At 70.2% G+C, this 14,928-nt stretch carries 16 protein-coding genes; 2 read left to right on the top strand and 14 right to left on the bottom strand.

From position 1 onward, the window contains the following. Nucleotides 1-68 precede the first annotated feature (68 nt). The 3 genes from QFZ82_RS12955 to mnmA form a co-directional block, all read right to left on the bottom strand. Nucleotides 69-869 carry a hypothetical protein gene (locus QFZ82_RS12955; RefSeq protein WP_307713312.1) on the bottom strand — a complete coding sequence of 267 codons (801 nt, stop codon included), beginning with the start codon at nucleotides 867-869 and terminating at the stop codon, nucleotides 69-71. Then, nucleotides 869-1,291 carry a hypothetical protein gene (locus tag QFZ82_RS12960; protein ID WP_307713313.1) on the bottom strand — a complete coding sequence of 141 codons (423 nt, stop codon included), beginning with the start codon at nucleotides 1,289-1,291 and terminating at the stop codon, nucleotides 869-871. The genes QFZ82_RS12955 and QFZ82_RS12960 overlap by 1 nt, the downstream gene beginning before the upstream one ends. 483 nt (nucleotides 1,292-1,774) lie before the next feature. Beyond that, nucleotides 1,775-2,914: a tRNA 2-thiouridine(34) synthase MnmA gene (gene mnmA, locus QFZ82_RS12965; RefSeq protein WP_307713314.1), complete on the bottom strand. Its 1,140-nt coding sequence runs from the start codon at nucleotides 2,912-2,914 to the stop codon at nucleotides 1,775-1,777. 60 nt (nucleotides 2,915-2,974) lie between these two features. On the opposite strand from mnmA, the gene QFZ82_RS12970 reads away from it, so the two are divergent. Beyond that, nucleotides 2,975-3,673 carry an N-acetylmuramoyl-L-alanine amidase gene (locus QFZ82_RS12970; protein WP_307713315.1) on the top strand — a complete coding sequence of 233 codons (699 nt, stop codon included), beginning with the start codon at nucleotides 2,975-2,977 and terminating at the stop codon, nucleotides 3,671-3,673. On the opposite strand, the gene QFZ82_RS12975 is transcribed toward QFZ82_RS12970, so the two are convergent. The 3 genes from QFZ82_RS12975 to QFZ82_RS12985 all read right to left on the bottom strand — a co-directional run bounded on the left by QFZ82_RS12975 (nucleotide 3,670) and on the right by QFZ82_RS12985 (nucleotide 5,424). Beyond that, nucleotides 3,670-4,833: a cysteine desulfurase family protein gene (locus QFZ82_RS12975; protein ID WP_307713316.1), complete on the bottom strand. Its 1,164-nt coding sequence runs from the start codon at nucleotides 4,831-4,833 to the stop codon at nucleotides 3,670-3,672. The genes QFZ82_RS12970 and QFZ82_RS12975 overlap by 4 nt on opposite strands. Before the next feature lie 133 nt (nucleotides 4,834-4,966). Next, the gene (locus QFZ82_RS12980; RefSeq protein ID WP_307713317.1) at nucleotides 4,967-5,239 is read right to left on the bottom strand and encodes a DUF4190 domain-containing protein; all 273 of its coding nucleotides are present in this window, start codon (nucleotides 5,237-5,239) and stop codon (nucleotides 4,967-4,969) included. Nucleotides 5,240-5,271: 32 nt separating this feature from the next. Next, nucleotides 5,272-5,424 (bottom strand): hypothetical protein, encoded by a 153-nt coding sequence (locus QFZ82_RS12985; RefSeq protein ID WP_307713318.1) that lies wholly within the window; start codon nucleotides 5,422-5,424, stop codon nucleotides 5,272-5,274. 94 nt (nucleotides 5,425-5,518) lie between these two features. Here QFZ82_RS12985 and QFZ82_RS12990 point away from each other — a divergent pair, with 94 nt between their 5' ends. Continuing rightward, nucleotides 5,519-6,133 (top strand): TetR family transcriptional regulator, encoded by a 615-nt coding sequence (locus QFZ82_RS12990; RefSeq protein WP_307713319.1) that lies wholly within the window; start codon nucleotides 5,519-5,521, stop codon nucleotides 6,131-6,133. A 116-nt stretch (nucleotides 6,134-6,249) separates the two neighbouring features. On the opposite strand, the gene QFZ82_RS12995 is transcribed toward QFZ82_RS12990, so the two are convergent. From QFZ82_RS12995 to QFZ82_RS13030, 8 genes are all read right to left on the bottom strand, one after another. After that, nucleotides 6,250-7,104, bottom strand: coding sequence for a thioesterase family protein (locus tag QFZ82_RS12995; RefSeq protein ID WP_307713320.1), 855 nt, complete (start codon nucleotides 7,102-7,104; stop codon nucleotides 6,250-6,252). Nucleotides 7,105-7,126: 22 nt separating this feature from the next. Then, the gene (locus QFZ82_RS13000) at nucleotides 7,127-7,798 is read right to left on the bottom strand and encodes a trimeric intracellular cation channel family protein (protein ID WP_307713321.1); all 672 of its coding nucleotides are present in this window, start codon (nucleotides 7,796-7,798) and stop codon (nucleotides 7,127-7,129) included. Nucleotides 7,799-7,832: 34 nt separating this feature from the next. After that, nucleotides 7,833-9,203, bottom strand: a complete 1,371-nt coding sequence (locus tag QFZ82_RS13005) for an ABC transporter ATP-binding protein (protein WP_307713322.1) — start codon at nucleotides 9,201-9,203, stop codon at nucleotides 7,833-7,835. Continuing rightward, nucleotides 9,200-10,198: an ABC transporter ATP-binding protein gene (locus QFZ82_RS13010; protein WP_307713323.1), complete on the bottom strand. Its 999-nt coding sequence runs from the start codon at nucleotides 10,196-10,198 to the stop codon at nucleotides 9,200-9,202. Before QFZ82_RS13010 ends, QFZ82_RS13005 begins: the two co-directional genes overlap by 4 nt. A 6-nt stretch (nucleotides 10,199-10,204) precedes the next feature. Further along, a complete protein-coding gene (locus QFZ82_RS13015) occupies nucleotides 10,205-11,158 on the bottom strand; it encodes an ABC transporter permease (protein ID WP_177147692.1) in 954 nt (317 codons plus the stop codon). A 10-nt stretch (nucleotides 11,159-11,168) separates the two neighbouring features. Further along, nucleotides 11,169-12,173 carry an ABC transporter permease gene (locus QFZ82_RS13020; RefSeq protein WP_177147691.1) on the bottom strand — a complete coding sequence of 335 codons (1,005 nt, stop codon included), beginning with the start codon at nucleotides 12,171-12,173 and terminating at the stop codon, nucleotides 11,169-11,171. An 84-nt stretch (nucleotides 12,174-12,257) separates the two neighbouring features. Then, on the bottom strand, nucleotides 12,258-13,925 hold the full coding sequence (locus tag QFZ82_RS13025; RefSeq protein ID WP_307713324.1) for an ABC transporter substrate-binding protein: 1,668 nt from the start codon (nucleotides 13,923-13,925) through the stop codon (nucleotides 12,258-12,260). A 190-nt stretch (nucleotides 13,926-14,115) separates the two neighbouring features. Beyond that, complete coding sequence (locus tag QFZ82_RS13030) at nucleotides 14,116-14,904, bottom strand: enhanced serine sensitivity protein SseB C-terminal domain-containing protein (RefSeq protein WP_307713325.1); 789 nt, start codon at nucleotides 14,902-14,904, stop codon at nucleotides 14,116-14,118. Nucleotides 14,905-14,928 lie beyond the last annotated feature (24 nt).

Here is a 14,928-nt window from a genome sequence, read left to right on the forward strand (position 1 = left end):
ACCTCCCGTACCGGCCGCAGGGCCGTACCCCATCGGCCCCCGGGCAGCCGGCGTTCCCTCCTCGCCGATCACCGTGGCGCGCGGGATCCCGCGCGCAGGAGCTGCCGGCGGCAGAGGGCGTCCGCCGATGATGCCGCTGTCGCGAGGCAGACGTCCCGCGCCGCCGGGACCCAACGGCCCCTGGCCGAGCAGCGCCGGAGGCCGGACAGCGTCCGGTCCACAGCATCCCGCTGCTCCGACGGCTTGCGCCATTCCTTCGCGTCCATGTACATCGCCGGCGGCGGGAACGTCGGTGGCGTCGCCGCGTTCACCTGCTGTGCCGTGAACTCGTACGTCTGCGCCAGCTTCCGCAGCCGCTGCGCCGCCTCGAACCGGGCCGCGTCCAGCCGGCCCTGGGCCGCCGCCGCGTCGGACTGCGCCGACTGTGCAGCGCCGCGCGCGTCCGGGTCGTTGCGGTTGGCCGGGTCGGTGGCGACCCCATACGCCGACTCCGCCTTGCGCAGGTCCGCCTGCGCCCGCGTCGTCTCCGAGATCGGAGGCATCGCTGCCTTCGCCTCGCTGATCGCCTGCGCGACCAGCTCCATCCAGCGCGACGCACCCTTGCTGTACTCCCCCAGCCACAGCGTCGCGCTCGCCGTCTGGGCGCCCCACTCGCGGAACGCGTCGCCGCCCTCGCCGTGCCAGGGCAGGCCCGTCACGTACTCCTTCAGGTCCTCGCCGATCTTCGTGATCGCCGAGGAGGCCTGGGCCAGCTTCGTCGACAGGTTCGACGCGCCCGCCGGGCTTGCTGACGCGATCAGCGCGACGAGCTGCTGGTGCGTCATCGACTCGAAGTCCGTGTGCCGGAGCTGCGGCTTCTTCCCGCCCATCAGAAGCTCGTCTCCTTGGCCACGTCCTTCTTCTCCGGCCCCTGCTCGACGAACGGGTCCCTCTCCCGGTCGTAGTACGACTCCACCTCGGCGTTGACCGCCTTCATGCGGTCACGGATGTCCTGGTCGACGTTCTCGTAGCCCACCTGGGAGGAGTGCACCGCAAGGCCCATACCTTCGATCTGCGCACCCAGGGCCTTCGACAGCTTCTCCAACTCGTCGTGGACGATCGTGTACGACTCGAACAGGAACTGCGCCTCACCGAAGTCCGCGGAACCCAGCTGGCCGCGTGACACACGGTCCTCACCCATCCTGCCGGGAGCGGCCTCCGACCCGTCGAGCACGATCAGCAAATCGTCGACCCGCTTCTTGAAGCCCCTCATCTTCTGGGCCTCGATCGCCAAGGCCTGCTGCGGATTCACCGCGTACAAACTGTCGAACGACGTCCCCGTGTCCGGCGACGCCTCTGTCCCATCGCCCCCGCGCGCCACCGCGCCCCTCCCCCGTCCGGCCGATACGCCGACGGCCATTCTAGGCCGAGACCAGGAAGGGATTCACAGCAGCAACGACGCCAAAACATAGGCAGATTGAGCCAGATGGGCCGGGAGAGCCCAGACCTTGGACGCCCCTCCCCGGCCAGGACAGGGAGATGCCTCCGCCGGTGGCGATACAAGGCCAGGTACTCAGGTCACCAGCGTGGCCGGTGTCGGCGGGGCTGCATCGAGACGCAGCTCGAACCAGATAACCCCGCCGCCCCCGCCGAACAGCGTCTCGTCCAGGCAGCAGCCACCTCAGTGGTCGGCGACCAGGTCGCGGATCACGAGCCCGCGCCCACCATCGTCCTCGGGCCCTGGCGGCGTCATTTGCGTCGCCCGCTGACGCAGCCCCAGCCCGGTAGCGCGGCCTCAGGCCACCGCCGTCGCCCGCCGCGTCGTCGCGATCGTCGCCGAGCCGACCACACGCGTCCCGTCGTAGAGCACGATCGCCTGGCCGGGGGCCACCGCGCGGACCGGCTCGGTGAAGGTGACGTGCAGCTCTCCGTCCACCAGCTCCGCCGTCGCCTCCGTCTCGCCGCCGTGGGCGCGCAGCTGCGCGGTGTACGTCGCCGGGCCCTCGGGGGCCGCGCCGCACCAGCGGGGCTTGATCGCCGTCAGGGCGGTGACGTCCAGGGCCTCGGCCGGACCGACCGTCACCGTGTTGTTCACCGGGGAGATGTCGAGCACGTAGCGCGGCTTGCCGTCCGGGGCGGGATGGCCGATGCGCAGGCCCTTGCGCTGGCCGATCGTGAAGCCGAACGCGCCGTCGTGGCTGCCCACCCTGTTGCCCGCCTCGTCGACGATGTCGCCCTCCGCCTTGCCGAGGCGGTTCGCCAGGAAGCCCTGGGTGTCGCCGTCGGCGATGAAGCAGATGTCGTGGCTGTCGGGCTTCTTCGCGACCGCGAGCCCGCGCCGCTCGGCCTCGGCCCGGATCTCGTCCTTGGTGGTGAGCGTGTCGCCGAGCGGGAACATCGCGTGGGCGAGCTGCTTCTCGTCGAGGACACCGAGCACGTACGACTGGTCCTTGGCCATGTCGCTGGCGCGGTGCAGCTCGCGCGTGCCGTCCTCCTTGAGGACCACGGTCGCGTAGTGCCCGGTGCACACGGCGTCGAAGCCGAGTGCGAGCGCCTTGTCGAGCAGCGCGGCGAACTTGATCTTCTCGTTGCACCGCAGGCACGGGTTGGGCGTCCGGCCCGCCTCGTACTCGGCGATGAAGTCCTCGACCACGTCCTCACGGAAGCGCTCGGCGAGGTCCCACACGTAGAAGGGGATGCCGATCACGTCCGCGGCGCGGCGGGCGTCGCGCGAGTCCTCGATGGTGCAGCAGCCGCGGGCGCCCGTACGGAACGACTGCGGGTTTGCGGAGAGCGCCAGGTGGACCCCGGTGACGTCGTGCCCGGCCTCGGCGGCGCGGGCGGCGGCAACAGCGGAGTCCACGCCACCGGACATGGCGGCGAGCACGCGGAGGGGGCGCGGGAAGGTCTTTGTCCGCGGGGAAGTCTCAGTCATAGCCCTACCAGGGTACGGGCCCCGGGAACCGATGACTCCTGAGTAAGCGTTGTGGTCGTCATGGGGAGCGAGAAGAAGCACGGCAAGCGCAGGAGTGGCGTGAGCCGGCGGGCCGTGCTGATCGGGGGCGGGGCCGCGGTCGTCGGCGGCGGCGTGGTGGCCGGCGAGGAGATACGCCGTGTCTGGCGCGGTATGCCGTGGGTGCGCACGCCGCGCAAGCCGGGCGAGATCGACCATGCCGGGGCGCAGTGGATCGCGGCGAACGCCGCGAACTGGCGGCTGGCCGACCGCCCCGACGACTACACGATCGACCGCGTGATCATCCACGTCGTCCAGGGCAGCTATCCGACGGCGCTGAAGGTCTTCAAGGATCCGCTCCACGGGGCGGCGACGCACTACGTGGTCCGCAAGGACGGTCATGTGGCGCAGATGATCCGGGAGCTGGACGTCGCCTACCACGCGGGCAACCGCTCGTTCAACGAACGCAGCATCGGCATCGAGCACGAGGGTTTCGTGGACCGCCCGCAGGATTTCACGGACGCGATGTACCGCGCGTCGGCGAAGCTGACGGCGGGCATCTGCGCGCGGTACGGGATACCCGTCGACCGCGAGCACATCATCGGCCACATCGAGGTCCCGGGGACCGACCACACGGACCCGGGACCGCACTGGGACTGGAAGCGCTACATGAAGCTGGTGCGGGAGGCGGCGGCCGAGCAGGGCACGGCCCGAGGACACGCCCCCGCGGAGGCCCGCTAGCTGAGTCCCGCCGTACGGGCCCGTTCGACCGCTGGTCCGATGGCCTGGGCCACCGCGTCCACGTCGGCCTTCGTGGAGGTGTGGCCGAGGCTGAAGCGCAGCGTCCCGCGGGCCAGGTCCGGATCGGTGCCGGTGGCGAGCAGTACGTGGCTGGGCTGGGCGACCCCCGCCGTGCAGGCGGAGCCCGTGGAGCATGCGATGCCCTGCGCGTCCAGCAGCAGGAGCAGGGAGTCGCCCTCGCAGCCGGGGAAGGTGAAGTGGGCGTTGGCGGGCAGCCGGTCGACCGGGTCGCCGCCGAGGATCGCGTCCGGCACGGCCGCGCGCACCACGCGCACGAGCTCGTCGCGCAGCGCACCGATGTCCCGGGCGAAGTCCTCGCGGCGTTCGGCGGCCAGCCGCCCGGCGACGGCGAAGGAGGCGATGGCGGGGGCGTCGAGCGTGCCGGAGCGCACGTGCCGCTCCTGGCCGCCGCCGTGCAGGACGGGAACGGGGCTGTACTCGCGGCCGAGCAGCAGCGCGCCGATGCCGTACGGGCCGCCGATCTTGTGGGCGGAGACGGTCATCGCGGCGAGCCCCGAGGCGGCGAAGTCGACGTCGAGCTGACCGACGGCCTGTACGGCGTCGGCGTGCAGCGGAATGCCGAACTCCCGGGCGACCTCGGCCAGTTCGGCGACGGGGAAGACCGTGCCGATCTCGTTGTTGGCCCACATCACGGTGGCCAGCGCGACGTCGTCGGGGTTGCGCGCGATCGCCTCGCGCAGCGCGTCGGGGTGGACCCTGCCATACGTGTCGACCGGCAGGTACTCGACGGACGCGCCCTCGTGCTCGGCGAGCCAGTCGACGGCGTCGAGGACGGCGTGGTGCTCGACGGGGCTGGCCAGGACGCGGGTCCGCGCCGGGTCGGCGTCGCGCCTCGACCAGTACAGGCCCTTGACGGCGAGGTTGTCGGCCTCGGTGCCGCCGGAGGTGAAGACGACTTCGCTGGGCCGTGCGCCGAGGGCTTCGGCGAGCGTCTCGCGGGCCTCCTCGACGGTACGGCGGGCGCGTCGCCCGGCGGCGTGCAGCGCGGAGGCGTTGCCGGTGACGGCGAGGTGGGCGGTCATCGCCTCGACCGCCTCCGGAAGCATCGGAGTGGTCGCGGCGTGGTCGAGGTATGCCATGGTGGCCTCGATTCTACGAGGCGCTGCGGGGGCGCGGCTGCGGCGCAGGGGTGCACGGTCCTCCTGCGCGCGTCCCTGGCGGGGGCGGGGGCGCTCTCCCCGGGCGCGGGCCCGGACGGCGCCCGGTGGCGGCTCAGGCGCCGAAGCCCCAGACGACCGAGCCGTTCACCGTCACGAGGACGGCGAGGACCACGAGGTCGGCGATGCCGAGGGCGAGCCCGAGGAGGGCGCGACGGCGGCGTCCGGTGCCGCGCCGCAGGGCCAGCGCGGCGAGTACGACGGCCGTGGGGCCGAGCACGATGTTCATCACGAGGAGCCCGACGAGACCGAGTACGAAGGCGGCGACGGCCATGCTGTCGGCGTCCCTGCGCCGCTCGTCCGTGCGTCGGGGCCTGGCGAGTTGCACGACGTTCTTCCCCTTCCGGGGCGCTTGTGGGGTCAGTTGCGGCGGCCGCGGCGCTCGCGCACCGCGAAGACGAGCAGCCAGCAGCCGATGACGGCGGCGGCCACGAGGGAGACGGAGGTGGGGAGTTGGACCACGGCGCCCAGCATCACGCCCATGAGGAGGAGTGCTGCGACGAGGACTATCACGGTCGTCCTTTCGGTGAACTTTCAGAGTACGAGTGTTCACTGACTCTCCAGTCTATTGTTCGGCTTCCCGGAGAACGGTTGTTTACTGAATGTCATGAGTCACACCGTCGGCATCCGGCAGGCACAGAAGCAGAAGACCCGTCAGGCGCTCCTCGACGCGGCGCTGCGGCTGCTCGAGGAGCAGAGCCTGAACAGCCTGGGCCTGCGGGAGGTGACCCGGGCCGTGGGTGTCGCGCCGACCGCGTTCTACCGGCACTTCCGGGACATGGCCGACCTCGGCGTCGCGCTCGTCGAGGAGACGCTCGGCAGCCTCCACGCGACGATCGCGGAGGCCCTGACCGAGCCCGCCCACTCGGCGCGCATCGACCGCACGGTGGCGCTGATCGCCGACCTGGTGCGGACCTCGCCGGCACATGTGCGCTTCGTCGCGCGCGAACGCCATGGCGGTGTGGCGCCGGTACGGGAAGCGATAGCCGAGCAGCTGCGGCGGTTCACCGACGAAGTGGCGGCGGTGTTCGCGCACGACGCGGGGGCGCAGGGATGGAGTGAGGACGATCTGCACATGCTGGCGGGGATGTACGTCGACCACATGATGATGACGGCGTCGTCGTTCCTGGAGGCGGGGCCTGAGGGCGAGGAACGGGTGAGCGGGCTGGCGCGGAGGCGGTTGAGGCTGGTGAACCTGGGGCGGGAACACTGGCTGGACTGAGGGGGTGACCCTCTGGGGAGCGCCCGTGAACGGCGCGGCGCCCGCGAGGACAGCCTCACGGGCGCGGGCGAGGGATGCGCGCGGGCGCATCACGGCAAGGGGCAGCGCCCCGGGCGTCAGCCGCGGGGAGCCTTGGCGAGCTGGCGGGACTGGGCCACCAGGCGGTCCGCCGAGTCCCAGACCTCCGCGTCCTCCTCCAGGAACCCGCCCGCCAGGTTGCGCGTCGTGATCGAGACACGCAGCGGGCCCGGTGCCGGGCGGCAGCGCACGTGCGTCGTCAGTTCCACGGTCGGCGTCCAGCCCGTCAGGCCCAGCTCGAACGACGTCGGCGGCAGCGCGTCCACCGTCAGCAGCAGCGACAGCGGGTCCGCGTCACGCCCGTCCGCCAGCGCGAACCAGCCCCGCATCTCGCCCTTGCCCGAGGGCGCGCCGATCGCCCAGCCGACCGTCGCCGGGTCCAGCTTGATGTCCAGGCGCTCGGTGATCGCCGAGCTGCCGGGGATGGGCGCCGGACCGTCCGAGGGGCCGAGGCAGTGCTCCACCGGCGGGATCGCCGGCGGCTTCGCCGAGGTGCGCACATCGTCCGGGAGCGCGTCCAGGTCGCCGTACGAGGCGAGCACCCGGATGCGTTCCACCTCCGTGCCGTCCTCCGCGAACTGGAGGAGCGACGCCTGACCGGTGGAGAGCGTGCGGCCGGTGCGGATCACCTCGGTACGGATCACCGCCGGGCCCGGCTGGGACGCCGTCAGGTAGTGCGCGGAGACCGTGAACGGGTCCGGGTGCGGCAGCGCGTCCCCGAGCGCCCGGCCCAGCATCGCGAGCAGGTAGCCGCCGTTCACCGCGTGGATGATCGTCCAGCCGGCCGAGAGCTCGGCGTCGTAGACACCGGTCTCGCGCAGGGTGACCGCGGTGTCGCGGTCGAACTCACTGTCCCCGACGGTCGCGCGCGCCGTCTGTGCTGCCTCAGCCATGCCGATACCGTACAACAAACAATTACTGAGCGGTAGCTTTTTCCTCGGTCGCCTCCGACCGCCGGTTCCAGGCGCGCGGCGCGCGCCAGTGGTAGCGCATCGCCAGCAGTCGCAGCACGAACGCGGTCACCGCCGCCAGTCCGCTCGTCACCGCGTTCAGGGCGTCGAAACGAATGCACAGGACGACCATCGTCGCGCCCACCATGGCGGGCACGGCGTACAGGTCACGGTCCCAGCGCAGCAGCGACGGAATCTCGTTGGCCAGCACGTCGCGCAGCACACCGCCGCCGACCGCCGTGGCCAGTCCGAGCGCCGCCGAGAACGTGAGGCCGAGACCGTACTCGTACGCCTTGGTCGTGCCGGCCACGCAGAACAGCCCGAGACCCGCCGCGTCGAAGACGTTGACGCCGGCCTGGATGCGCTCCACGTGCGGATGGAGGAAGAAGACGATGACAGTGGCCACCAGGGGCATCAGGAAGTACCCGAGGTCGGTGAAGGCCGCGGGCGGCACGGCCCCGATGATCAGGTCACGCAGCAGCCCTCCGCCCAGCGCCGTGACCTCGGCGAGCACGGCGATGCCGAACACGTCGAAGTTCTTGCGTACGGCGAGCAGCGCCCCGGAGATCGCGAAGACGAAGATCCCGACGAGGTCGAGCGCATGCTGGACGGAGGGCGTGAACAGTTCTTGGAACACCGGACGATTGTGCCGTGTCCGGTGGCCCCGCCCGTCACTCGGACGCGGTGGCCCCCTTGGCTGCGGTCTCGGCGGGCGCGGCCGCATCGTCTGCCCCGGGCTGTTCCGGGATCGCCGCCGTGTCCGCGGGCGCCTCCTCTGCGGAGTCCTCTGCTTCTGCGCCGTCCGTGGCGTCCGTGGCGTCCGGCTCGTCGCTCGGCTCCTCAGCCACCGGCTCGGTACCGGCCGCCTCGTCGGACGCGTCGCCGTCGGCAACGGCGACGGCGACGGCACCCGACGTCGTCACCGGCTTCTCCGCCTCCGCCGGCTCCGGCGCACCGTCCTCCTCGGAGGCCACCGCGCCGGGGCCCTCGGCGGCGACCGACTCCGTGCCCACGACCGCCTCGATCCCGGTCGCCCGGGTCTGCGCGACCGTTCCCTCCTCGATCTCCTTCGCGAAGTGGCAGGCCACCTTGTGCCCGTCGCCCAGGTCCGTCAGCTTCGGCCGGTCCGTGGCGCACAGCGTGTCCTGCGCCCAGGGGCACCGCGTGTGGAAGCGGCAGCCGGCCGGCGGGTTGGCGGGCGAGGGCAGGTCGCCGTGGAGCAGGATCCGCTCCCGCCGGTCCTCGACCTCCGGGTCCGGCACCGGCACCGCGGACATCAGCGCCTTGGTGTACGGGTGCTTGGGCCCCGCGTAGAGGGCGTCGCTCGGCGCCTCCTCCACCAGGCCGCCCAGGTACATGACCCCGATGACGTCGGAGATGTGCCGGACGACGGCGAGGTCGTGGGCGATGACGAGGTACGTGAGCCCGAGGGACTCCTGCAGTTCCTCCAGGAGGTTGATGACCTGCGCCTGGATGGAGACGTCCAGCGCCGACACCGGCTCGTCGCAGATGATCAGGTCCGGTTCGAGGACCAGCGCACGCGCGATGCCGATGCGCTGGCGCTGCCCGCCCGAGAACTCGTGCGGGTAACGGGACAGCGCGTTCGCCGGAAGGCCGACCTTGGACAGGATCTCCTTGATCTTCTCGCGGCGTTCCTTCTGGTCCTTGCCGATGCCGTGCGCGGCCATGCCCTCGCTCAGGATCGACTCGATGTTCTGCCGCGGGTTGAGGCTGCCCAGCGGGTCCTGGAAGACCATCTGCAGCCGGCGGCGGAAGCCGCGCATCTCCTCGTTCGGCAGCTTCGCCAGGTCCGTGCCGTCGAAGACGACCTCGCCGCCGGTGATGTCCACCAGCCGCAGGACCGCCCTGCCCAGAGTCGTCTTGCCGCAGCCCGACTCGCCCACCAGGCCGTACGTCTGCCCCGCCTCGACCTTGAGCGAGACACCGTCGACGGCGTACACGTGGCCCACGGTGCGGTCGAAGAAGATGCCCTTCCTGACCGGGAAATGGACCTTCACATCGTCGAGTTCGAGCAAGCTCATGCCGAGACCTCCGCCTTGGGCTTGGGAAGGACCGGGTTGACGCAGCGCACCTGGTGGCCGGCCGCGCGTGGTTCGGTCAGTTCGGGTGTGCCGGTCAGGCACTCCATCGTGTAGAAGTCGCAACGGGGCGCGAAGGCGCAGCCGTCGGCCCAGGCGATCTTGTCGTTGATGGATCCGCGGATCGGGTTGAGCGGCTCGCCGCGCGGCGCGTCGAGCCGCGGGATGGAGCCGAGCAGACCGTGCGCGTACGGGTGGGTGGGGTGCGCGAACAGCTCGCGGCGGCCCGCCGACTCCACCGCCCGGCCCGCGTACAGCACGTTGACCTGGTCGCACAGGCCGGCGACGACACCCAGGTCGTGGGTGATCATCAGCAGGGCGGTGCCCTCCTGGTCGACCAGTTCCTTGAGCAGTTCGAGGATCTGCGCCTGGATGGTCACGTCCAGCGCGGTCGTCGGCTCGTCGGCGATGAGCAGCCGAGGCGCGCAGGCCACCGCCATGGCGATGAGCGCGCGCTGGCGCATGCCTCCGGAGAGCTGGTGCGGGTACTCCTTCAGCCGCCGGTTCGGGTCGGGGATGCCGACCCTGTCCAGCAGGTGAGCGGCCTCCTTGCGGGCGGCCTCCCCCTTCAGTCCGCGGTGGCGCTGGAGGATCTCGGTGACCTGGACGCCGATGGGCACCACCGGGTTCAGCGAGGACAACGGGTCCTGGAAGATCATCGCCAGCTGGCTGCCGCGCATGTCCCGCAGCTTGCGCGGGCTCATGGTGAGCAGGTTCCGACCGTCGAAGTCGGCACGTCCGCCGATCTTCACGCCCTTGGCCGGCAGCAGGCCCATCAGCGCGAGCGAGGTCACGGACTTGCCGCAGCCCGACTCGCCGACCAGTCCCACCACCTGGCCCTGGTCGACGTCGAAGGAGACGCCGTCGACCGCCGTGGACTCCTTGCGGCCACGGCCGCCGAAGGTGACGCTGAGTTCGTCAACAGTAAGCAGTGCCATGGGACTTCAGCCTCGCAGCTTCGGGTCGAGGGCTTCGCGCATGGCCTCGCCGAGCAGGGTGAAGCCAAGGGCGGTGATGATGATGCCGACCGCCGGATAGACCGCCATCATCGGCTCGTTGTCGAAGAACCGCTGTGCCTGCGAGAGCATGACGCCCCACTCCGGGATCGCCGGGTCGGGATTGCCGAGGCCCAGGTAGGACAGGGCGGCCGCCTCGATGATCGCGGTGGCGAGGCTGAGCGTCGCCTGGACGATGACCGGACTCAGCGAGTTCGGCAGGATCTGGGTGAGAACGATCCGCTTCCGGCGTACGCCGAGCGCCTTCGCCGCCAGTACGTAGTCGGCGCCGCCCTGGGCGAGCATCGAACCGCGCAGCAGACGGGCGAAGATGGGGATCTGGACGACACCCACGGCGATCATCACGGTCGTCAGGGACTGGCCCATCACCGCGGCGATGGAGACCGCGAGCAGCAGCGACGGCAGCGACAGCATGATGTCGGTGATCCGCATGATCACCGTGTCGAGCCGCTGGCCGGGCCGGCCGCCGAGGGTGGCGGCGGCTCCGGACACCACGCCCACGACCGCGCCGACGACCAGGCCGATGAGCATCGAGACGACGCCGACGAGCAGGGTCTGCCGGGCTCCGACGAGCATGCGGGAGAACATGTCACGGCCGAGGTGGTCCAGGCCGAACCAGTTCTCGCCGCGCATGCCGACGAACTTGCCCTGGTTGGCCAGGACTTCGTCGCGCCAGGTCTGTGCGGTGGGGGCGTGCGGGGCGATCCAGGGGCCGATGACCGCAAGGACGACGAACGCGGCGATGATGACCACGCCGATGACGGCCATCTTGCTGGACTTCAGGCGCCGCATCGCCTCGCGCCACAGACTGGCGCCCGAGGTCACCTCGGTCTGCTGCATCAACTCGGCGAGCCGGTCGATCCTGTCAGCTTTCTTGGTCATGGTCGTCACGTCAGTGCACCCGCACTCTCGGGTCGATGATGCTGTACGCGAGGTCGACCAGCAGGTTGATGAGGACGTACACCATCGCGATGAAGAGGATGAACCCGACGAGCACCGGGTAGTCCCGGGCGTCGATCGAGGTGCGGATGAAGGAGCCGATGCCGCCGAAGGAGAACACCGACTCGGTCAGCACCGCACCCGACAGCAGGCTGCCGGTCAGCAGACCGACGGCGGTGACCACCGGCAGCATCGCGTTGCGCAGGACGTGCCGGCCTCGCACGACGCGCTTGTCCAGACCCTTGGACTCGGCGGTGCGGATGTAGTCCTCGCCGAGGACCTCGAGAACGCTGGCGCGGGTCATGCGCACGATGACCGCGAGCGGGATGGAGGCGAGCGCGACGGCGGGGAGCACCAGGTGCATGATCGCGTCCCAGCTGGCGTCGAGTTCGCCGGTCAGGAGACCGTCCAGCACCGCGAATCCGGTGACGTCCGTGGCGTTCAGACCGGTCGACAGCCGCCCGTAGCTCGGGAAGATGCCCAGCTCGACGGCGAAAATGCCCTTGAGGAGCAGGGCGAGGAAGAACACCGGGATACAGATGCCGATCAGCGATCCCGACACCGAGGCGACGTCGAGCCAGCCTCCGCGGCGCTTGGCGGCCAGGTAGCCGAGCGGGATGCCGACGGCGACCGCGATGAGGATCGCGGCGATGCTGAGTTCCACCGTGGCCGGGAAGCGCAGGGTGAATTCCTCCCACACCGGCTGGCCGGTCTGGGTGGAGGTGCCGAGGTCCAGTTCGAAGATGCGCTTGAGGAAGCGCCAGTACTGGACGTGGACGGGCTCGTCCAGTCCCAGCGCTCGGTTGATGCGTGCCACTTCGGCTTCGGTCGCCCGCTCGCCCAGGATCGCTGAGGCGGGTCCGCCGGGCAGCCGGTTCAGCCACAGGAAGAGGAGAACCGACAGGCCGAGCAGGGTGGGAATGAGCTGTAGCAGTCGTCGTATGACAAGTCGCAGCACCCCGCATGCCCCTTTCTCACGTGCGTCGATGCGGGTCCGCCCGGCCACCTGGAGCAGTGGCCGGGCGGACCCGCTGGTGTGCGATTACTTGAAGGAGGTCTCGGCGAAGTTCTCCTGCGTCAGCGGAGAGACGTTCGGCGGGTTGATGTTCTTGCCGAAGGCGATGGCCGGCGGGGAGGACGAGATCGGGATGCCCGGGACGTACTCCATGATCGCCTCGTTGGCCTTCTTGTAGGCCTCGGTGCGGCCGGCGGGGTCGGTGACCTTCGAGGCGGCGTTGACCGCGTCGAAGACCTTCTTGTCCTTGAAGCCCCACTGCTTGTCCGGCCCGGCGAACCAGGTGCCGATGAAGTTGTAGCCGTCGTTGAAGTCACCGGTCCAGCCGAGCATGTGCAGGGCGCAGGAGCCCGCCTCGGTGGCGTCCAGGTAGTCCGGGGCCCACTTCATGGCCTTCGGGGTGACGGTGATGCCGGCCTTCTCCAGGTCGGCCTTCATCAGCTCGAACATGTCCTGCGGGGCGGGCATGTACGGGCGGGTGACCTCGGTCGGGTAGCAGAACTCGATCTTGAGGTTCTCCTCACCCGCCTTCTTGAGGAGCTCCTTGGCCTTGTTGGTGTCGAACGGGTAGGTCTTCACCTTGTCCGAGAAGCCGGCGACCGTGTCGGGCATGAACTGGGACGCGGCCTTGCCGCCCTCGGGCAGCTGGGTCTTGACCAGGTGCTCGCGGTCGATGGCGTGCGTGATGGCCTGGCGGACCTCGGGCTTCTTCAGCGCCGGGTTCTTCGACTGCGTCATGCCGACGTAGAAGATGTTGAAGACGTCACGGGTCGGGACCTGGTAGCCCTCGCCCTCCAGGGTCTTCACATCGGCCGGGGCGACGAGGTCGTAGCCGTTGATGTCACCGGCCTGCAGGGCCTGGCGACGGCCCTCCTCGGTGTCGATCGTGCGGAAGACCAGGTTCTTGATCTTGGCCTTCTCGCCCCAGTAGTCGTCGAAGCGCTCGAGGGAGACTTCCTTGTTGCCCTTGTTCCACTTCACGATCTTGTACGGGCCGGTGCCGGCGACCGTGCCGGCCTCCTGGCTGTACTTGGGATACGTGATCGCGTCGCCCTTGGCGGTCGCGTCCTGCTTCGCGTACTCCTTGATCGCCTTCGGCGAGTGGATCGCCAGGGCCTGCAGGGAGAAGCCTCCGGGCAGATTGGCAGAGGGCTCGTTGACCTCGATGACGGCGGTGTTCTCGTCCTTGGCGGTGCAGGACTTGTAGTTCGCCTTCGGGGCCTCGGGGTCCTCGTTCTTCGCGAACCCGCCCATGATGGTCTGCCAGTAGTAGGAGACCGCGCTGGACTGGTACGTGCCCTTCCAGTTGAACCAGTGGTCGTAGTTCGCGCAGACGGCGGCGGCGTTGAGCGCCTCGCCGTCGTGGAACTTCACGTTCTTGCGGAGGTTGAACGTCCACACGGTGCCGGCCGGGTTGCTGGACCACTTCTCCGCGAGCCCGCCGACGAGCTTGCTGCCACCGGACTCGTGCTCGAGCAGCGCCTCGAAGGCCTGGCGCGTGACGCGGAAGGTCTCACCGTCGCTCGCGAGAGCGGGGTCCAGAGAACCGGGGTCACCGGCGCCGGCGAAGACGAAGGTGTCCTTCGCCGCCTTGTCACCGCCCTTGTCCCGCTCGCTGGCGCAACCTGTCGCGATCAGGCCGACGGCTATCACCGCCGTGATCGCCCGGACAGGCCCGGACTTGAAAATTCGCATGGGTCCACCCCTGGTTCACCATGTGGAAGTCTTGACCGGCCGAACACTACAGACGGGAGTCACCTGGGAGAACGGTCCGGATAACGGTGATACCTAGTCGAGACCCGGACGCCCAACAAACCGGCCGGATACGGGACATCCCTGCACGGGGGACGAACATTCCCGGTATCCGCAAGAGTTCGAGGACCGGTCAGCGAGCGCCCACGGGCGGGTAACCGTAACCGCCGGCCGGCTGGGCCCCGCCGTGCGCCTCGCGGTCGTAGAAGGGCCGGGCGTTCGCCCGCATCCACATCGTCACCGGGTCGTACTCATCGGACAGCGCGACCGTGGAGACCGGCAGCCCGTCCGGGACCGCGCCGATCGACTGCTGCATCATCGCCCGCGCCGCGTCGACCGCCTGCGGTCCGGCGTCGTACAGATCGAGCCCGATGGCGAGGTACGCGGGCCCGACGGCCGGCTGCACCCAGGCGCGGCGCAGCGAGCGCACGGCCGGCGTGCGGTGCGCGTTCTGTGTGAGCAGCGCGTAGAACTGGGGGATCTCGACGGCCGGGTCCGACAGTCGCAGCGGGCCCGCGGGCATCCGGTCGAGTCCGGTGGCGATGCGGCGCAGATCCAGCCACGGGATGCCGACGCCGCCGCCCTGCGCGTGCGGGTTGAGCCAGATGCCCCAGCGCTCGGGGTACAGGGCACGGGCGATGTCCCGGCCGGTGACGACCTCGTGCGCGCGGCTCCAGCCGGAGACGGCGAGCTCCTGCGCGGAGGTGACGCACGGCGCGTAGCCGACGCCGTCGACCTCCATGTTCCCGTACTGCGCATCGGGGGAACCGGGCTGTCCGTGCCACAGCAGCATCCAGATCCGGCCACCGGCGGGATCGGCGAGGGCGTGCAGAAGTGCCTCGTACGCGTCGTAGCGCCCGGGAGTCACCTGGCGCAGCATGTGCTCGACCTGCCCGGTCGCCGCGGTGCCTGACGCGCTCACCCTGGATTCCGCCCCTCTTCGATC

This window comes from Streptomyces sp. V4I23, from assembly GCF_030817975.1.
Taxonomy (GTDB): Bacteria; Actinomycetota; Actinomycetes; order Streptomycetales; family Streptomycetaceae; genus Streptomyces.

Excerpts from the sequence above, each read along its gene's own strand:
- QFZ82_RS12955 (WP_307713312.1), bottom strand. The coding sequence starts at position 869 with ATGGGCGGGAAGAAGCCGCAGCTCCGGCACACGGACTTCGAGTCGATG.
- mnmA (WP_307713314.1), bottom strand. The coding sequence starts at position 2,914 with ATGACTGAGACTTCCCCGCGGACAAAGACCTTCCCGCGCCCCCTCCGC.
- QFZ82_RS12970 (WP_307713315.1), top strand. The coding sequence starts at position 2,975 with ATGGGGAGCGAGAAGAAGCACGGCAAGCGCAGGAGTGGCGTGAGCCGG.
- QFZ82_RS12975 (WP_307713316.1), bottom strand. The coding sequence starts at position 4,833 with ATGGCATACCTCGACCACGCCGCGACCACTCCGATGCTTCCGGAGGCG.
- QFZ82_RS12990 (WP_307713319.1), top strand. The coding sequence starts at position 5,519 with ATGAGTCACACCGTCGGCATCCGGCAGGCACAGAAGCAGAAGACCCGT.
- QFZ82_RS12995 (WP_307713320.1), bottom strand. The coding sequence starts at position 7,104 with ATGGCTGAGGCAGCACAGACGGCGCGCGCGACCGTCGGGGACAGTGAG.
- QFZ82_RS13005 (WP_307713322.1), bottom strand. The coding sequence starts at position 9,203 with ATGAGCTTGCTCGAACTCGACGATGTGAAGGTCCATTTCCCGGTCAGG.
- QFZ82_RS13010 (WP_307713323.1), bottom strand. The coding sequence starts at position 10,198 with ATGGCACTGCTTACTGTTGACGAACTCAGCGTCACCTTCGGCGGCCGT.
- QFZ82_RS13015 (WP_177147692.1), bottom strand. The coding sequence starts at position 11,158 with ATGACCAAGAAAGCTGACAGGATCGACCGGCTCGCCGAGTTGATGCAG.
- QFZ82_RS13025 (WP_307713324.1), bottom strand. The coding sequence starts at position 13,925 with ATGCGAATTTTCAAGTCCGGGCCTGTCCGGGCGATCACGGCGGTGATA.